At 72.9% G+C, this 17,477-nt stretch carries 18 protein-coding genes; 10 read left to right on the top strand and 8 right to left on the bottom strand.

Features of this window, described 5'->3' with window-relative positions:
- Positions 1–46: 46 nt before the first annotated feature.
- Both E4622_RS08385 and E4622_RS08380 read left to right on the top strand, forming a co-directional pair.
- Positions 47–1,441, top strand: a complete 1,395-nt coding sequence (locus tag E4622_RS08385) for a magnesium chelatase (protein WP_134739768.1) — start codon at positions 47–49, stop codon at positions 1,439–1,441.
- 69 nt (positions 1,442–1,510) lie between these two features.
- Positions 1,511–3,550: a VWA domain-containing protein gene (locus tag E4622_RS08380; RefSeq protein ID WP_134739767.1), complete on the top strand. Its 2,040-nt coding sequence runs from the start codon at positions 1,511–1,513 to the stop codon at positions 3,548–3,550.
- Here the strand turns inward: E4622_RS08380 and E4622_RS08375 are convergent.
- On the bottom strand, positions 3,547–4,392 hold the full coding sequence (locus tag E4622_RS08375) for a cobalamin-binding protein (RefSeq protein ID WP_134739766.1): 846 nt from the start codon (positions 4,390–4,392) through the stop codon (positions 3,547–3,549). The genes E4622_RS08380 and E4622_RS08375 overlap by 4 nt on opposite strands.
- A gap of 23 nt (positions 4,393–4,415) precedes the next feature.
- Between E4622_RS08375 and E4622_RS08370 the strand changes: the two genes are divergently transcribed.
- The 4 genes from E4622_RS08370 (at position 4,416) to E4622_RS08355 (ending at position 7,251) form a co-directional block, all read left to right on the top strand.
- A complete protein-coding gene (locus E4622_RS08370; protein ID WP_134739765.1) occupies positions 4,416–5,066 on the top strand; it encodes an AzlC family ABC transporter permease in 651 nt (216 codons plus the stop codon).
- Positions 5,063–5,368 (top strand): AzlD domain-containing protein, encoded by a 306-nt coding sequence (locus E4622_RS08365; RefSeq protein ID WP_134739764.1) that lies wholly within the window; start codon positions 5,063–5,065, stop codon positions 5,366–5,368. Before E4622_RS08370 ends, E4622_RS08365 begins: the two co-directional genes overlap by 4 nt.
- Before the next feature lie 13 nt (positions 5,369–5,381).
- Positions 5,382–6,161 (top strand): TSUP family transporter, encoded by a 780-nt coding sequence (locus E4622_RS08360; protein WP_134739763.1) that lies wholly within the window; start codon positions 5,382–5,384, stop codon positions 6,159–6,161.
- Between the two features lie 100 nt (positions 6,162–6,261).
- A complete protein-coding gene (locus E4622_RS08355; protein ID WP_245155948.1) occupies positions 6,262–7,251 on the top strand; it encodes a formylglycine-generating enzyme family protein in 990 nt (329 codons plus the stop codon).
- 18 nt (positions 7,252–7,269) lie between these two features.
- Here E4622_RS08355 and E4622_RS08350 read toward each other — a convergent pair whose 3' ends face one another.
- Positions 7,270–8,802: a sulfatase gene (locus tag E4622_RS08350; RefSeq protein WP_134739761.1), complete on the bottom strand. Its 1,533-nt coding sequence runs from the start codon at positions 8,800–8,802 to the stop codon at positions 7,270–7,272.
- 121 nt (positions 8,803–8,923) lie between these two features.
- Here E4622_RS08350 and E4622_RS08345 point away from each other — a divergent pair, with 121 nt between their 5' ends.
- Both E4622_RS08345 and E4622_RS08340 read left to right on the top strand, forming a co-directional pair.
- The gene (locus E4622_RS08345) at positions 8,924–9,643 is read left to right on the top strand and encodes a VOC family protein (protein WP_134739760.1); all 720 of its coding nucleotides are present in this window, start codon (positions 8,924–8,926) and stop codon (positions 9,641–9,643) included.
- A gap of 10 nt (positions 9,644–9,653) precedes the next feature.
- Complete coding sequence (locus tag E4622_RS08340) at positions 9,654–10,175, top strand: DinB family protein (RefSeq protein WP_134739759.1); 522 nt, start codon at positions 9,654–9,656, stop codon at positions 10,173–10,175.
- A gap of 6 nt (positions 10,176–10,181) precedes the next feature.
- Here E4622_RS08340 and E4622_RS08335 read toward each other — a convergent pair whose 3' ends face one another.
- Complete coding sequence (locus E4622_RS08335) at positions 10,182–11,519, bottom strand: AarF/ABC1/UbiB kinase family protein (RefSeq protein ID WP_134739758.1); 1,338 nt, start codon at positions 11,517–11,519, stop codon at positions 10,182–10,184.
- A 672-nt stretch (positions 11,520–12,191) separates the two neighbouring features.
- On the opposite strand from E4622_RS08335, the gene E4622_RS08330 reads away from it, so the two are divergent.
- Positions 12,192–13,463, top strand: a complete 1,272-nt coding sequence (locus E4622_RS08330) for an HNH endonuclease signature motif containing protein (RefSeq protein WP_134739757.1) — start codon at positions 12,192–12,194, stop codon at positions 13,461–13,463.
- Between the two features lie 84 nt (positions 13,464–13,547).
- Positions 13,548–14,213, top strand: a complete 666-nt coding sequence (locus tag E4622_RS08325) for a maleylpyruvate isomerase family mycothiol-dependent enzyme (protein WP_134739756.1) — start codon at positions 13,548–13,550, stop codon at positions 14,211–14,213.
- Positions 14,214–14,231: 18 nt separating this feature from the next.
- Here the strand turns inward: E4622_RS08325 and E4622_RS08320 are convergent, their stop codons facing one another.
- The 5 genes from E4622_RS08320 to E4622_RS08300 all read right to left on the bottom strand — a co-directional run bounded on the left by E4622_RS08320 (position 14,232) and on the right by E4622_RS08300 (position 17,470).
- Positions 14,232–14,645 (bottom strand): VOC family protein, encoded by a 414-nt coding sequence (locus tag E4622_RS08320; protein ID WP_134739755.1) that lies wholly within the window; start codon positions 14,643–14,645, stop codon positions 14,232–14,234.
- Between the two features lie 76 nt (positions 14,646–14,721).
- Entirely contained in the window at positions 14,722–15,123 is a 402-nt protein-coding gene (locus tag E4622_RS08315; protein WP_134740734.1) for a DUF1232 domain-containing protein, read from the bottom strand.
- A 28-nt stretch (positions 15,124–15,151) separates the two neighbouring features.
- Positions 15,152–15,766 carry an MSMEG_6728 family protein gene (locus E4622_RS08310; protein WP_209021843.1) on the bottom strand — a complete coding sequence of 205 codons (615 nt, stop codon included), beginning with the start codon at positions 15,764–15,766 and terminating at the stop codon, positions 15,152–15,154.
- A gap of 4 nt (positions 15,767–15,770) precedes the next feature.
- On the bottom strand, positions 15,771–16,142 hold the full coding sequence (locus tag E4622_RS08305; RefSeq protein WP_134739754.1) for a YciI family protein: 372 nt from the start codon (positions 16,140–16,142) through the stop codon (positions 15,771–15,773).
- 107 nt (positions 16,143–16,249) lie between these two features.
- A complete protein-coding gene (locus E4622_RS08300) occupies positions 16,250–17,470 on the bottom strand; it encodes a hypothetical protein (RefSeq protein ID WP_134739753.1) in 1,221 nt (406 codons plus the stop codon).
- Positions 17,471–17,477 lie beyond the last annotated feature (7 nt).

The raw sequence follows: 17,477 nt of genomic DNA, 5'->3' as shown, positions 1-17,477 counted from the left end.
CCCTTGGACCGCGCTCCAGGATTGCGCGGGTGGCTAGGTTTGAGGGGTGACTTCCTCTACGGCTCCGACCGTCTCCACCGTCGGCGAGCTGCGCGCCTCCGGCCACGTGGCCAAGACCCTGCGCGCCGAGATCCGCGACAACCTCCTGGCGGCCCTCGCCGAGGGCCGCGACCCGTGGCCGGGCCTGCACGGCTTCGAGACCACGGTCATCCCCCAGCTCGAGCGCGCCCTGATCGCCGGGCACGACATCGTCCTCCTCGGGGAGCGCGGTCAGGGCAAGACCCGCATCCTGCGCACCCTGGTCGGGCTGCTCGACGAGTGGACGCCGGTCATCTCCGGCTCCGAGCTCGGTGAGCACCCCTACGAGCCGATCACGGTCGCCTCTCAGCGTGCCGCGTCGACCTACGGCGACGACCTGCGCATCTCGTGGCGCCACCGCGCCGACCGCTACGCCGAGAAGCTCGCCACGCCGGACACCTCGGTCGCCGACCTCATCGGCGACGTCGACCCGATGAAGGTCGCCGAGGGCCGCTCGCTGGGCGACCTCGAGACCATCCACTTCGGGCTGATCCCGCGCAGCCACCGCGGCATCGTGGCCATCAACGAGCTGCCCGACCTCGCCGAGCGCATCCAGGTCGCGATGCTCAACGTGATGGAGGAGCGCGACATCCAGATCCGCGGCTACGTCCTGCGGCTGCCGCTCGACGTGCTCGTCGTGGCCAGCGCCAACCCCGAGGACTACACCAACCGCGGCCGGATCATCACCCCCCTCAAGGACCGCTTCGGCGCCGAGATCCGCACCCACTACCCCGCCGAGCTCGAGGCCGAGATCCGCGTCATCCGCCAGGAGGCCGACCTGGTCGCGGAGGTGCCCGACTACCTGGTGGAGATCCTGGCCCGCTTCACCCGCAACCTGCGCGAGTCGTCCTCGGTCGACCAGCGCAGCGGCGTCTCGGCCCGCTTCGCCATCGCCGGCGCCGAGACCATCGCGGCCGCGGCCATCCACCGCGCCACCGTGCAGGGCGAGGACGAGGCCGTCGCCCGGGTGGTCGACCTCGAGACCGCCGTCGACGTGCTCGGCGGCAAGATCGAGTTCGAGTCGGGCGAGGAGGGCCGCGAGGAGGAGATCCTCACCCACCTGCTCCGCACGGCCACGGCCGAGACGGTCCGCGCCTACTTCCGGGGCCTGGACTTCGCGCTGCTCGTCGACGCGGTCGAGTCCGGCGCCATGATCACCACCGGCGAGCAGGTCACGGCCCGCGACTTCCTCACCGGCCTGCCGGTGCTGGGCGAGTCCGAGCTCTACGACGACATCTGCGACCGGCTCGACGCCACCAACGACGGCCAGCGTGCGGGTGCCATCGAGCTCGCCCTCGAGGGCCTCTACCTCGCCCGCAAGATCGGCAAGGACTCCGACGGCTCCGAGACCGTCTATGGCTAACTTCACCCCACGAAACCGCGCGACAGCGGCGCTTCGCGCGGAGACCGCACGCTTCCGCGGGGGCCCCGAATGACGCGGCGCAATGTTTCGCGATTCCGCCGGTACGCCGGCGGCGACCCGCTCGCGCCGCCGGTCGACATCGCCGAGGCGCTCGACGCCATCGGCCAGGACGTCATGGCCGGCTACAGCCCGGAGCGGGCGATGCGGGAGTTCCTGCGCCGCGGCGGGGAGAACCAGCAGGGGCTCGACGACCTCGCGCGACGCGTGGCGGAGAAGCGCCGCGACCTGCTCCAGCGCAACAACCTCGACGGCACGCTCCAGGAGGTCAAGGAGCTGCTCGACCACGCGGTGCTGGAGGAGCGCAAGCAGCTGGCCCGCGACGCGATGATGGACGACGCCGAGCGCGCGTTCTCCGAGATGCGCCTGGAGAACCTCCCCGACTCGACGTCGGCCGCGGTCAGCGAGCTCGCCGACTACCAGTGGCAGAGCCGCGAGGCCCGTGAGGACTACGAGAAGATCAAGGACCTGCTCGGGCGCGAGCTGCTCGACCAGCGCTTCGCCGGCATGAAGGACGCCCTCGAGAACGCCACCGACGAGGACCGCGCGGCCGTCAACGAGATGCTGCAGGACCTCAACACGCTCCTGGAGAAGCACCACCGCGCCGAGGACACCCAGCAGGACTTCCAGGACTTCATGGACAAGCACGGGGACTTCTTCCCCGAGCGCCCCCAAGACATCGACGAGCTCCTCGACGCGCTGGCCCAGCGAGCGGCCGCCGCCCAGCGCATGCGCAACTCCATGACGCAGGAGCAGCGCGACGAGCTCGACTCCCTGGCCGCCCAGGCCTTCGGCTCGCCCGAGCTCATGGACTCGCTCTCCCAGCTCGACGCCAACCTCCAGGCGCTGCGCCCCGGCGAGGACTGGGGCGGCTCCGAGCGCTTCGACGGCGAGCAGGGGCTGGGCCTCGGCGACGGCACCGGCGTGCTCCAGGACCTCGCCGACCTGGACGCCCTGTCCGACCAGCTCTCCCAGTCCTACGGCGGCGCCCGCATGGACGACGTCGACCTCGACAAGCTCGCCCGTCAGCTCGGCGACCAGGCCGCGGTCGACGCCCGCACCCTCAAGGAGCTCGAGCAGGCGCTGCGCGACAGCGGCACGCTGCGGCGCGACTCCAGCGGCCAGCTCAAGCTCACCCCCAAGGCCATGCGCCAGCTCGGCAAGGCGCTGCTCAAGGACGTCGCCGACAAGATGTCGGGCCGGCAGGGCCAGCGCGACCTGCGCCAGGCCGGCGCGGCCGGCGACCGCTCCGGCGGCACCCGCGAGTGGGCCTTCGGCGACACCGAGCCCTGGGACGTCACCCGCACCATCACCAACGCCGTGCAGCGCACGGTCGCCGAGGGCGGCGACCCGCGCGGCGGCGTACGCCTGGAGATCGGGGACGTCGAGGTCACCGAGACCGAGGCGCGCACGCAGGCCTGCGTCGCGCTGCTCGTCGACACGTCGTTCTCGATGGCGATGGACGGGCGCTGGGTGCCGATGAAGCGCACGGCGCTGGCGCTGCACACCCTGATCAAGTCGCGCTTCCGGGGCGACGCGCTGCAGATGATCGCCTTCGGCCGGCACGCGCAGGTGATGGACATCGAGGAGCTCACCGCCCTCGACGCCATGTGGGACAAGGGCACCAACCTCCACCACGCCCTGCTGCTCGCCAACCGCCACTTCCGCAAGCACCCCAACGCCCAGCCGGTGCTCCTGATCGTGACCGACGGCGAGCCGACCTCCCACCTGGAGCCGGACGGTGAGGTCTACTTCTCCTACCCACCGCACCCGATGACGGTCGCCTACGCCGTCCGCGAGCTCGACAACTCCAGCCGGCTCGGGGCGCAGACGACGTTCTTCCGCCTCGGCGAGGACCCCGGGCTCGCGCGGTTCATCGACTCGATGGCCAAGCGCGTCGACGGCCGCGTGGTCGCGCCCGAGTTGGACGACCTCGGCGCCGCCGTCGTCGGCTCCTACCTCGGGTCCCGCGACGGCAGCAGCCCGATGGGCGACGTCCGCAGCGCCTACGGCGACTGGTTCGGCGGTCGCGGCTTCTGGGTGGGCGACTAGCCCCGCAGGAGCCGGGCCAGCTCCTCGACCCCGTCGACCAGGCGGGTGCCGGGGCGTGCCCACGAGGCGTCGGCGTCCACCGCGTGCACCGGTACGCCGGACGGCAGCACGCCGGCGGCCACCAGCTCGTCCGCCAGCGCCTGCGCGCCGGCGAGGTCGTAGCCGCACGGGGCCGCCACGACCACGTCGGGGCGAGCCGCCGCCACGTCGTCCCACGTGACGCGCACGGACTTCGCGCCCGCGGCCCCCAGCACGACCTCGCCGCCGGCGGCCTCGATCATCTCGGGGATCCAGTGGCCCGGCGCGAACGGCGGGTCGGTCCACTCCAGCAGCACGACCCGGGGCCGCGGCCCGGCGGGCACCCCGGCGCGCACGGTCTCGAGCCGCAGCCGCAGCGACGCCACGAGTGCCTCTGCGGCGGGCTCGTGGCCCGTGGCCCGGCCGAGCACGAGGATCGAGTCGAAGACCTCGTCGAGGGTGTGCGGGTCGACGGTCACGACCTCGGCGCGGCACCCGAGGTGGGCCAGGGCGTCGTCCACGACGGTCACGTCGACGGCGCAGACCGCGCAGAGGTCCTGGGTGACGACCAGGTCGGCGTCCAGCCCGGCGAGAGCACCCTCGTCCAGGTGGTAGAGGTCCTCGCCCCGGCCCGCTGCCGCGGAGACGAAGGCGTCGATCTCGGAGGGCGTCAGGCCCTCGGGCATCGCGGAGGTCGACACGATCGTCCGGGACCGGGCCTCCGCCGGGAAGTCGCACTCGAAGGTCACGCCCACCACGTCGTCGCCGGCCCCGACCGCGAAGAGGATCTCGGTGGTGGCGGGGAGCAGTGACACGATGCGCACCGGCTCAGCCTAGGCTCGCCCGCGTGAACGAGGCGTTTCGCCGGGGGGTGCGCCTCGGCATCCCCTACTCCCTGGCGGGCTTCCTGATCTCGCTGTCCTTCGGCGCGCTCGCGGTGCAGTCGGGCTTCAGCCCGCTCCAGGCGATCGTGATGTCGGCCGTGGTGCACGCGGGGTCGGCGCAGTTCGCCGGCCTGTCCATCGTGGCCGCCGGCGGCGGTGCGCTGCCCGGGATCCTCGCGGGTGGCCTGATGAACGCGCGCTTCCTGGCGATGGGCATCGCGCTCGCACCGTCGCTGACCGCCGGACCGGTCGTGCGCGGGCTCCAGGGGCAGGCGATCGTGGACCCCTCGTGGGCGCTGGCCAACCGCGGCGACGGCACCTTCGACCGCTGGCAGCTGTTCGGCTCCACCGTCCCGCAGTACGTCGGGTGGTTCAGCGGCACCGTGGTCGGCGCCGCAGCGGGCGGGGTCATCGGCGACACCGACCGCTTCGGCCTGGACGCCATCTTCCCGACGTTCTTTCTCGGCCTGCTGATCGCCGAGCTGCAGGACCCGCGCTCGCGCTGGGTGGCCGCCGCGGGCGCTGCGATCGCGCTGGCGCTCGTGCCGTTCACCCCGCCGGGGATCCCGATCCTGGTCGCCGCAGCGGCCGCCGTGGTGGGGCTGCGCCGATGACGATCTGGCTCCTCATCGGCGGGATGGCGCTGCTCACGATCGCGATCAAGGCCGCCGGTCCGGTGCTGCTCGGCGGGCGCGAGCTGCCGTCGTGGGCCAGCGGCGTCGTCGCGCTGATGCCGCCGGTGCTGCTCGCCGCGCTCGTGGTGACCTCGGTGTTCTCCGACGGTCAGCGGATCGGCGTGGACGCCAGCGTCGTCGGGGTCGCCGCGGGCGGCCTGCTGCTGTGGCGCGGCCGGCCGCTGGTGCTGGCCGTCATCGCGGCGGCGGCGGTCACCGCGCTGGTGCGGGCCCTGGCCTGACTACGGTGTCGGGGTGAGCGACCCGTCCGTGACCGTGCTGCTCCTGCTGGGGCTCGCGGCACTCACGGCCGGCTACGTGGACGCGGTCGTGGGCGGCGGGGGCCTGGTCCAGCTGCCCGCCCTGCTGCTCGGCCTGCCCGACGCCACACCGGTCCAGATCCTCGCGACCAACAAGCTGGCGTCGTTCTGCGGGACGACCGTCAGCTCGGCGACGTACTACCGCCGGGTCCGGCCCGACCCCCGCACCTTCCTGCCGCTGATGCTGTTCGCGTTCCTCGGGTCGGCCGCAGGTGCGGGGATCGCGTTCCTGATCCCGCGCTCGGCCTTCGACCCGCTCGTGCTGGTCGTGCTGGTCGCCGTCGGCGCCTACGTCCTGCTCAAGCCCGAGATCGGCGGCACCACGGTCCTGCGGTTCGCCGGGCGCCGCCACACCGCGGCCGCGGTGGGCACCGGCTTCGTGATCGGCTTCTACGACGGCGCGCTCGGCCCGGGCACCGGCAGCTTCTTCGTCTTCACGCTGGTGGGCCTGCTGGGCTACTCGTTCCTCGAGGGCTCGGCCAAGGCCCGTCTGGCCAACTGGGCCACCAACCTCGGCGCGCTCGTCATCTTCGTGCCGCAGGGCGTCGTGCTGTGGAAGGTCGGCCTCGTGCTCGGCATCGCCAACCTGGTCGGCGGCTACCTCGGCGCCCGTACGGCGGTCGCGCGCGGCGCGGGCTTCGTGCGGGTGTTCTTCATCGTGGTCGTCTCGGCGTTCATCCTGCGGATCGGCGGCGGGCTGACCGGCCTGTGGTGACCGGCCGGTGGTGACTTGAATCCACCCGCGGTCCCTGGTGCAATCGCCAGGGATGCCCGGACCCCGCCGCGCACCCCACCCTCGCGTCAAGGAGCAACCTGTGTCGTCGTGCTGCTCGGGTGACGCCCGCGGCCTCACCCCCGCATCGGCCGCCGCGCAGCTGCCCGAGGTGGTGTGGGAGTCCGGCGCGACTGCAGTGGCCGCGCCCCGGCCCCGGACCACGGCGGCGCAGCCGACCACCAAGGGCCAGGTCGTGGTGCCGGCGGGGGAGTTCTGGATGGGCGACACCCACGACGAGGCCTACGAGGGCGACGGCGAGGGTCCGGCGCGGCTGGTCGACCTCGACGCCTTCCGCATCGACGTCACGGCCGTCACCAACCAGGCCTTCGCGGCGTTCGTCAAGGCGACCGGTCACGTCACGACCGCCGAGCGGGAGGGCTACTCCGCGGTCTTCCACTCCGCCTACGTCGGCGACGGCTCGGACGTCGTGGGGCAGCCGGAGGCCACCCCGTGGTGGCTGGCGGTGTCCGGGGCGTCCTGGCGACACCCCGACGGGCCCGCCTCGGACGTGTCCCGGCGCCAGAACCACCCCGTGGTCCACGTCTCGCACGACGACGCGCTGGCCTACTGCGACTGGGCCGGCAAGCGGCTGCCCACCGAGGCCGAGTGGGAGAAGGCGGCCCGCGGCGGCCTCGACCGGGCGCGGTTCGTCTGGGGCGACGAGCTGCTGCCGCGCGGGCGGTGGCAGGTCAACATCTTCACCGGCACCTTCCCCGTCGACAACACCGCGGAGAACGGCCACCTCACCACCGCGCCCGTGAAGAGCTTCGCCCCCAACGGCTACGGGCTGTTCCAGATGAGCGGCAACACGTGGGAGTGGTGCGCCGACTGGTACGCCGCCGACACCTACACCGCCTTCGGACCTGCCAACCCGACCGGTCCGGCGGCGGGGGAGACCCGCGTGATGCGCGGCGGGTCGTACCTGTGCCACGACTCCTACTGCAACCGCTACCGCGTCGCCGCGCGCTCCTCCTCGCACCCCGACTCGACGTCGGGCAACCTCGGCTTCCGCTGCGCCAACGACGCCTGAGGGTCGCCCCTGCGACGCTCAGCCGGCAGGGACGAAGGTGCTCTCCCGGGGGCACGTCGCCCCGGCGCAGTCGCGGTAGGTGCGCTCGAGACGCCGCAGCTGCTTGAGGGTCGCCGCGTTGCGCCTGCGGCCGGCGACGTTGTGCGTCTCGCCGGGGTCCTGGCGACGGTCGAAGAGGACCTCCTTGCCGCCGGGGAGCCGCACGTAGGTCCAGCGCCCGTAACGGACGCCGGAGTAGATCCGCTTGCGGCCGCCCTGCACCGGGTAGGCCTCGATGGGCACGGGCCGGTCGTAGGTCGTGGTCGAGCGCCAGTAGTCGAGCATGTCGACGCCGTCGACGCGTCGGCCCGGTCGGGCGCCGGCGATCCCCGCGATCGTCACCGCGATGTCGGGGTTGGTGGTCGGCGTGGCGACCGTGCGGCCCTGCGGGATCCCGGGGCCGCGGATGACCATCGGGACGCGCAGGGAGCGGTCGAAGGGCACCAGCTTGCCGTCGCGGTTGTGGTGGCCGACCAGGAAGCCGTTGTCGGAGGTGAAGATGACGTAGGTGTTCTTCAGCTCGCCCGTGCGGCGCAGCTTGCGGATGGCCGCCCCGACCGCGTCGTCGACCGACTGCAGCGACTCGATGCGCTGCTGGTTGGCCTCGCGCACGGCGGCCTTGAAGGCCTTGCTGGCCGACTTGGGCGCCCAGGGGCTGCCGCCGCCGACCCACATCTCGGGGTCGCGCGGCAGGTTCAGGTTGCGGAAGGTGTTGCGGTCGCGGGCCGCCGGCATCGTGGTCTTGAGCAGGCTCAGCGACGGGTCGTCCGACTCGTGGGCGCCACCGTGGTGGGGAGCGACGAAGTTGGTCCACATGAACCACGGCTTGCGCGACTTCGTCCGCGACCCGATCACATCGGTGGTGAAGCCGTTGAGGACGTCGGAGTTGTGCGCCGAGCGCGTGACGACCTTGCCGTTGATGTTGTAGCGGGTGTTGTAGAAGCCGTAGGTGCTCATGTCGACCGAGCCCCGCCAGCCGGTCCAGCCCGGCGGGATGTAGCGCGGGTTGTTCACGCCGTAGCCGTTGAGGTACTTGCCCGAGAAGTAGGTCTCGTAGCCGGCGCGGTGCAGCCAGACCGGCAGGGTGTTGCCGTCCTTGAACGACTTGAACCCGCCGCCGGCGCCGTTGATCGTCAGCGCCCCGTGGTTGTGGGCGTACTGGCCGGTGAGCAGGCTGGCTCGCGCCGGGACGCAGATCGGGGTGGGCGCCGTGCCCTGGGTGAGCCGGGTGCCCTTGCGGACGACGAGCCGGTTGAGGTTGGGCATGTAGGGCAGGTCGCCCACGGTCATGTCGTCCACCGTGAACATCAGGATGTTGGGCTTCGCGCCCGCGGCCCGGGCGTCGGCTCCCGGGGGTGCGACGGGCGTGCGGGCGTCGCCGCGGGCGGACGCGTCGCGCCGGTCGGCCGTGCCGTCGTGGCCGGCGTAGGCGACCCCGGTGACGGCCAGGGCCCCGATGGCGGCCACGGCGATCGCGGGGGCGGCCTTGCGAGCCGGGCGGGAGATGCTCACGCGTGCCTTTCGTCGAGTCGGGTTCGGGCAGCGCAGCCACGGTAGTCCCCCGAGGCGAATTCGGTGCAAGGTTCCTCCTATCGAGGTGCGTGGCACGCGACGCGATCGCTAGCATCGGGCGATGCCGTGGCTGACCGCCTTCCTCGACCTGACCGCCGACGAGCACGCCGAGGCGTCGGCCTTCTGGGCGGCCGTGACCGGGTACGCCACCTCGCCGCCGCGCGGGCCGGAGGGGGAGTTCGCCACGCTCCTGCCGCCCGACGGCGACCCCTACCTCAAGCTCCAGCGGCTGGGCGACGGCGAGAGTCGGCTCCACCTGGACGTGACCGTGCCCGACCCCGACGAGGCGGCCCCGCGGGCCGAGGGGCTCGGCGCCTCGGTGGTGGCGCGCAGCCAGCACGGCTACGTCGTCATGTCGTCGCCGGGCGGGTTCACGTTCTGCCTCGTGGCCGAGGGCGGTGAGCGGCGGCCGCAGCCGGCCGCCTGGCCCGGCGGCTCGTCCGCGGTCGACCAGCTGTGCCTGGACGTCCCCCCGGCGGCGTACGTCCGGGAGACCGAGTTCTGGACGGCGCTCACGGGCTGGGCGTTCGAGGCCCACGACGAGGTGCAGTTCGACAGCCTGGCGCGGCCGGCGTCCGCGCCGTTGCGGATCCTCTTCCAGCGGCTGGAGGAGGAGCAGGACGAGGTCGGCGCCCACCTCGACCTGTCGAGCTCGGACCGGGCGGCGGAGACCGCGCGCCACGAGGCGCTGGGCGCCCGGGTGCGGGCGGTGCACGACGAGTGGACCGTGATGCAGCCGCCGGCGGGTCGGTCCTACTGCATCACCGACCGGACGCCGTAGGTTCGGGCGCATGGACACCGAGCAGCGCGGCTTCCCTCCCAACAACGCCGACGAGCGGACGACCCTCCTGGCGTTCCTCGACTGGCACCGCGACACGCTGCGGATCAAGACCGCCGGCCTGGACGCCGCGCAGCTCGGCACCGCCCACGCGCCCTCGGACCTCACGCTCGGCGGCATGCTCAAGCACCTGGCGTACGTCGAGAACTGGTGGTTCCGCTCGGTCATGGCCGGTCACTCCGACGAGCCGTGGGCGTCGGTCGACTGGGACGCCGACGAGGACTGGGACTGGCACAGCGCGGCCCACGACACCCCCGGCCAGCTGCGCGACCTCTACGACGCGGAGGTCGACAAGGCCGACGCGGTCATCGCGTCGTTCACGAGCCTCGACGCGCCGTCGGCCCGGCCCAGCGGGCGCACCGGGGAGCACTTCAACCTGCGCTGGGTGCTGGTGCACCTGGTGGAGGAGTACGCCCGGCACAACGGCCACGCCGACCTGATCCGCGAGGCGGTCGACGGGTCGGTCGGGGCCTGAGGGCCATCACTCCGGCTCGGCGAACCCCGGCAGGTAGTCGGTCAGGATCTGACGGAACGGCGCCTCGGCCTCGAGCTGGCTCAGCACGCCGATCCCGCCGATCCAGGTGCGGTGGATGAGCATGTACGACGGCGGCAGGTTGAGCTTGATGGCGACCGTGTAGGTGGGCTCGCGGGGGTTGTTGATGCGGGCGAACTGCTCGCGCATCCACGCCCGGGTGAACTGGAACCGCTCGACCATCGTGGGCTCCACGAGCGGTGAGAGGTAGTCGACCAGGAGGTCGGGGTCGAGCTTGACCTTGTCCTTGATGAAGCCCTCGCGCCGCAGCTCGGCCATCAGTGGCTCCTTGTCTGCGAGCGCGGTCAGGCGGATGAGCCGGCCCATCACCTCGGGGAACTTGCCGCCGGGCAGCCGCGCTACCGCGCCGAAGTCGAGCACGCCGAGCCGGCCGGGGCTGCCGTCCTTGGCCGGGATGATCCGGTAGTTGCCGGGGTGCGGGTCGGCGTGGAGCATGCCGGTGCGGGTCGGCCCCTCGAAGAGGAACTTCACCATCAGCTCGCCGTAGTGGTTGCGCTCCTCGACCGTGCCGTCGCGGATGATGCGGGCCAGCGAGGAGTCGGAGTCGAGCCACTCGGTGACGAGCACCGCCTGGCCGACGGCGACCACGTCGGGCACGACGATGTCGGGGTCGTCACGGAAGACCTCGGCGAACGCGCGCTGCGCCTCGGCCTCGAGGTGGTAGTCGAGCTCGTCCTCGGCCCGGGCCTGGACCTCCTCGACGAGCGGCTTGATGTCCATGCCGGGGAAGAGCGGGCCGATCGTGCGCGCCAGGCGCGCCAGCTGCTTGAGGTCCGAGCGCAGCGCCTCACCGGCGCCGGGGTACTGCACCTTGACCGCGACCTCGCGGCCGTCGTGCCAGCGGCCCTTGTGCACCTGCCCGATCGAGGCGGCCGCCGTCGGCCCGCCGTCGAGCCAGACCAGCTTGTCCTTCCAGTCGGGCCCCAGGTCGCGCGCGAGCGTCTCGCGCACCGTCCGGGTGGCCATCGGCGGCGCCGAGTCCTGCAGCCGCGTCAGCTGCTCGCGGTAGGGCCCGGCCATCTCCTCCGGCAGCGCCGACTCGAAGATCGACAGCGCCTGCCCGAACTTCATCGCCCCGCCCTTGAGCTCGCCGAGCGTGCGGAACAGCTGCTCCGCGGTCTTCTGCTGGATGTCGTCGAGCACCTGCTCGGCCGGAGCCCCGCCCAGACGCCGCCCCAGACCCAGCGCGCTGCGACCGGCGTACCCCAGCGGGAGCGCCGCCAGCCGGGCCGTGCGCGCTGCTGCCTTGCGGGGGAGGTCGACCATGCTCCCCATTGTTCCAGGGGCATCCCCATGGCCTGTTCCTCAGCGCCGGTGGTCGAGCAGCGACGAGCGCCAGCGAGGAGCGCACGTCGAGACCCCGCACCTCTGGTCGCCTTCCGTGGGGGACTGAACTTCGGCTTGCGCGCCGCCGTTGGTTGCGGTGTTTGGCAGCTACGGGGACGAGGTGGGCGCTGGGTTGCGCGCCGCTGCCGGCCGCCTGGCCCGGTGGTTGAGGAGGGACGAAGCCCCGTCTCGAAACCACCCCGCGGCCTCCGGTGGTTGAGGTGCGAGCGGAGCGAGCCTCGAAACCACCCGACGGTGGTCGAGCAGCGAGCGCCAGCGAGCGCATGTCGAGACCCCCGCACCTCTGGTCGCCTCCTCGGGGACCCTTCTTCGGCTTGCGGGCCGTCGTTGGTCGCGGTGTTTGGCAGCTACGGGGACGGGTCGGCGGTGCTTGGGCGCCGCTGCCGGCCTTCGGGTCGCCTCGGTTTCGAGACGGTTGCTGCGCAACCTCCTCAACCCACGACGTCGCCCGGTGGTTGAGGAGGGACGAAGTCCCGTCTCGAAACCACGCCCCAGAGAAAGTTCAGAAAGTTTCGACAGCCCTTGTGGATAAGGCCTCCTGAGCCCCCTTTCAGGGCTTTGACTGTCGGTGGCGGGTGCTTGAGTAGACCCATGACCAGCCCCGCCGCCGACCTCCTCGAGGTCATGCGCACCACCACCCGGGCCGCTGCCGCGGTCGAGGTGCAGCGCCTGCGCGCGGTCATCGACTGGTGCGTCCTGCACGCCACCGACGACGAAGCCGAAGCCTCGTTCGGCGACCACGGCATCCCGCTCGCCGGCGACGGCGCACCCTGGGTCTCGGAGTTCGCGGTCATGGAGCTCGGCGCCGCGCTGGGCATGTCCACCGACTCCGCGAAGCGCTACGTCGGCGCCGCCTTGGAGGTCCGCTACCGGCTGCCGCGGGTGTGGGCCCGGGTCGAGGCGATGGAGCTGCCGTTCTACAAAGCCCGCTGGATCGCCGAGCACACCATGGCCCTGCCCGCAGCCGGCGCCGCCTACGTGGATCGGATGGTCGGGTTCGTCGCGCACAAGGTCTCCTTCGCCGAGATCGAACGCCAGATCGCCGCCGCCAAAGCACAGTTCGACCCCGAAGGTGCGGAGAAGGCCCGCCGCGAAGCCGCCGACTCCCGCCGCCTCGACGTGGACAAGGCCCACGTGTCCATCAACGGGACCGTCGAGGTGTCCGGGACGCTGGACTACGTCGACGGTCTCGCCCTCGACACCGCCCTGTCCCACCGCGCCGCCGAGCTCAAGGCAGCCGGGTCCGAGGAGTCCCTCGACGTAAGACGCTCGATCGCGGCCGGGGATCTCGCGCGGGGGTATGACTCACTGCCCTTCGACGACGCTGGGGAGGGTGGTTTTGAGACGGGACTTCGTCCCTCCTCAACCACCGAGGTGGTCGTCCACGTGCATGAGGACCTCGACGGGGTCGGGAGACTCGGCAATACCCGCACCCCCCTGCTCGCGGAGACGATCCGGGAGTGGTGCGGGCGTCCCGACACCCGCGTCATCGTCAAACCCGTCCGAGACCTGAGCGGCCACATCCACGTCGCCGCCTACGAGATCCCCGACCGCCTGCGTGAGCAGGGTGAGCTCGTCGACCTCACCTGCGTCTTCCCCTGGTGCACCAGACCCGCGGTCCGCTGCGACGTCGACCACGCGATCCCCTTCGCCGAGGGCGGGCCCACGTGCTCGTGCAACACCGCACCACTGTGCCGAGGCCACCACCGGCTCAAGACCCACGGCCGCTGGGACTACGACGTCCTCGACCGCGGCACCTACCTGTGGCACTCACCCCTTGGCCACGCCTACCACCGCGACCACACCGGCACCACCCCGCTCGACAGCCCGACCACGGTCCACGAGCCCCATCGACGAACCTGACCGCCCCACACCCCGCCTCGGCGGGGCCGTCGGCACGTCTGGACATCGGTTGACGCTGTCGGCGGGGACCGCGAGATTGGCCGGATGACGCGCCCCGACGCCCTCGCCCTCGCCCGAGCGGAGCGTGTCGACCTGCTGGCGCTGCTCCACGACCTCGACGAGGGCGACTGGGACCGTCCCACGCTCTGCTCGGAGTGGACCGTGCGCGACGTGGTGACGCACGTGCTGAGCTTCGAGGGCGTCGGATGGGGGGCGGTCCTGGCCCACGGCCTACGCCGCCTGCTGCCCGGCGGTGGCCGCGGGCCACTGGAGGGTCCGCTCGGTCCGATGGACGCCGTCAACGAGCCGCCGCGCCCACGCCACGACCCGGCGCTGCTGGTGGCCACGCTGGCCGGCCACCTCACGCCGACCGGTCTCACGGCCGGCTTCGGCGGGCGGATCGCCCTGACCGACGGGCTCATCCACCAGCAGGACCTCCGGCGTCCGCTCGGCAGACCGCGCACCATCCCGGCCGAGCGGCTGAGGGCCGCCCTGTCGTTCGCGATGTACGCGCCCCCGGTCGGGGCCTTCCGCCGCGTCCGCGGCCTGCGACTCGTGGCGACGGACCTCGACTGGAGCCACGGTCGCGGTGCCCTCGTCACGGGGCCCGGCGAGGCCCTCCTGCTCGCGGCCGCCGGACGTGCCGTGGCGCTGCCGGAGCTGGAGGGCGAGGGGCTCGAGCGGTTGGCGTCCCGGATGCCGGCGGCCTGACCAGACCCGGCCCGGCGCTCATCCGACGAAGATGCAGAACGGGTGCCCGGCGAGGTCGGCGAAGACGTAGAGCGGCTCGTCCGGGTCGTCGGCGTCGTCGACCAGCTGGCGAGCGCCGAGGGCCAGCGCACGCTCGCGCTGCCGCTCGAGGTCCTCGGCGTCGGACACCGTGAAGTCGAGGTGCAGCTGCATGGGGACCGTCGGGTCGGGCCAGGTGGTCGGCGTGACCCGGTCGGCGAGCTGGAAGGCCAGCACGCGGGTGCCGTCGGCCTCGGTGAGCACCAGCCAGTCGCTCTCGTCGGGCGAGCCGTCGGTGGGCGGCTCGTCGCCGGGGCGGTAGCGGAGCCCGAGGAGCTCGCGGTAGAACTCCGCCAGCGGGCGCGGCTCGGTGGTGTCGAGCACGGTGTGCAGCAGACGGGGGAACTCGGTCATCCGACGACCTCCAGGGAGCGACAGCTACGGGACGGTGCGACCGCCGTGGTGAGCGGCGCCGACGCCAGGTACCCGCTCAGCCCGCGGACGGCGCGGTGCGGTCCTGACCGAGGAGCCGGAGGAGCAGCCGCGGATCGGACGGCCAGGCGGCGAGCACGACCTCGCGCGGGATGCTGCGGGCGGCGTACCGCAGCAGCAGGATCACCGCGACGACGTCGTCCAGGGGGCCGATGACCGGCAGGAACTCCGGCAGCAGGTCGATCGGCGAGACCACCCAGACGACCGCGACCAGCAGGGCGATCTTCGCGCGCCGGGGTACGTCGGGGTGCCGGCGCAGCGTGCGGGCGGTGGTCACGCACGACGGGAGGAACTCCGCCACCTGGCGCATCAGCCCGTCGGGCAGGCGGGAGGCCAGCAGCACCATCGTCAGGCAGCTCACCGCCCACAGCGCGAGCGCCACGCCTGCGATGACCAGCATGCGCTCCACGCCACCACGGTAGACGCCGCTACGTGCCCGCGTTGCGCCGTCGCGTCTCCCAGGCCTTCTTCGCGGCCCGGCTCCGCCGCCGGCGCGCACGCTCGGCCTCGAGCCGCTCCCGCTCGACCTGCCGCTCCGCACGGCGTACGGCGGCGGCGGCCCGGCGCTCCTCGGCCGCCACCACGGCCGCGGACCTAACGGGCCACACGTAGGGCAGGTCGTCGGGCACGCCCGGGAAGAGCGGGCCGTAGTGGTCGGGGTCCTTGCGCACGAGCGCGGAGCGGTGGCTGAGGTGCAGGGCCTCGTCGCCGAGCCACGCGGGCAGGGCGCCGGCCTCGGCCAGGTCGTCCTGGCTCCGCGGGCTCGGCACACCGGCGGCAGCCAGGTCGGCGACGATGGTCGCGGCGCAGGTGTCGCCGAAGCCCAGCTCGGTCCACGCCTCGCAGCACGCCAGCCCGTAGCGGCCGAGCGCCTCCTCGTGGCCCTTCCACATCAGCGCGGCCGGGTGGTGGGCCCAGCCGTAGCCGGGCCGGGTCAGCGCGCGCACGACCTGGATCGTCTCCACGCGCTGCTTGCCCAGGCGCTTGCGGTCGAGCGCCCGCGCCGAGCGGGCGAAGTCGGGATAGGGGAGGAACGTCTGCACGCCGCTACGGGGCTCCCTGGTCGGCTTGGGGCCGCGGCTTGAAGCGCCGCACCTCGTGAGCCCAGCCGCAGGCCCCGGCGATCTTGGCGGCCCACATCTTCGCGGCCTCGTCGTCGGGCACGTCCACGATCGCGAAGCCGCCCAGGAACTCCTTGGTCTCGACGTACGGGCCGTCGGTGACCAGCACCTCGTCCCCGGTCGGGTCGGCGCTGTAGATGGGGCCGTCCTCCTCCTCGAGGCCGCCGGAGAACACGTGGACGCCGGCCTCCTCCATCTCCCGCACGGCCGCCATCGCGCGCGGGCCCTTGTCGCGGAACCACTCCTCGGGGTGGTCGCCGACCCACTGCTGGTTGAAGTACAGGAGGTACTCGGGCATGTCGTGCTCCCTTGCGCTCGTCTCTGCGGACCCGGTGCCCGCTTCAGATGATCTACGAACGGGACGGGGTCGAAACGACACTGCGGGCCGAGGGAGTCGAAGCGGTGCTAGCCGGCTCGCCAGGCCCAAAGACCGGTGGACCACACGTCCTCCGCCGAGCGCACCCGGAGGTCGTCCGCGTCGTCCCAGTCCGCGCCGCCGACGACCAGGAGGGTGTCGCGGACCCAGACACCCGGCCCCGGCTCCGAGGGTGCCCCCGGAGGGCGGCGGAGCCTCGTCCAGCCGCGCCCGCTGCCGTCCCTCGCGCCGTCGTCGTAGACCCAGCCGTCGGTGGCGGTGCGGCGGCCTCCCAGCGCGCGCACGGGCCAGCCTCCGGTGAACGCCTCGGGGGCGTCCTCGAGCGCCGTCCAGGTGCCCGTGACCGGGTCGAGCGCACCCCCGTAGGGGATCGTCCGCCCGTAGCCGTTGACCTCGCCGCCATCGGCACCGCCGGGGGTGGCGTCGACCAGCCGGGTCCCCGTCCAGGCCCAGCTCCACCCACCGAGCTGGTCCGTGGCTGGCGGCAGGACCCGCCACCGCTGCGCCCCCGTGGGCAGGAGGGCGGCCCGGACGATCGCCGGGTCCTCCGGTCCACCGACGGCTGCGAGGCGCTTGGCGGTCAGCACCAGCCCCGCGGTGGTCGGCACCAGGACCCGGTCGTAGGACGGCTTGAGCGGGTCAGCCGGCAGGGTCACCCAGGTGTCCGTTGCGGCGTCGTAGGTCCGGTCGGGCCGGATCCCGTTCTCGTCGCTCCCCGACGAGACGACGAGCAGCTCACCGGCGGCCTCGAGGTCCACGTAGTCCGACGCGCCCGGCTTCTCGAGCTCCCGCCACGCGTCGTCGCCGGCGTCCCAGCTCAAGAGGTGACCGCGGATCAGCACGTAGAGGGTGTCGCCGACGACCGCCGTCGGGGCGAACGACGACACCGGCCTGGGGGCGTCGGCTATCGGCACCCACCGCTGCTCGTCCAGGTCGTACGCCGCTCCGTCGCTGGCCGTGTCGCGCGGCAAGGAGGTGCAGTCGGCGTTGGGCGGGCACGGCCGCCCGACGTAACCGCCGACGACGACCACCAGGTCGCGGTCGGCGGTCTCGACGTGCTCCGCGACCGGCCCCTCCCGTGCCGACAGGGGACTGTCGGGGAGGCGGGTCCAGCCGCCAGCCGCGGCGGCGCGCTCCGGGGCGTCCTCGCCCGGCGGTGCGCCGGAGAGAGGAGACGTGCCGCAGCCGGCCAAGACGAGCAGGACCGCGGCGATCGCCGCAGGAGCGGCGGGGCGGGCATCGAGGCGCATACGTCTC

The sequence above is a fragment of the Nocardioides sp. 503 genome, assembly GCF_004522095.1.
In the GTDB taxonomy this organism is placed as follows: Bacteria; Actinomycetota; Actinomycetes; order Propionibacteriales; family Nocardioidaceae; genus Nocardioides.
This window is presented reverse-complemented; position numbering and strand designations above follow the sequence as displayed.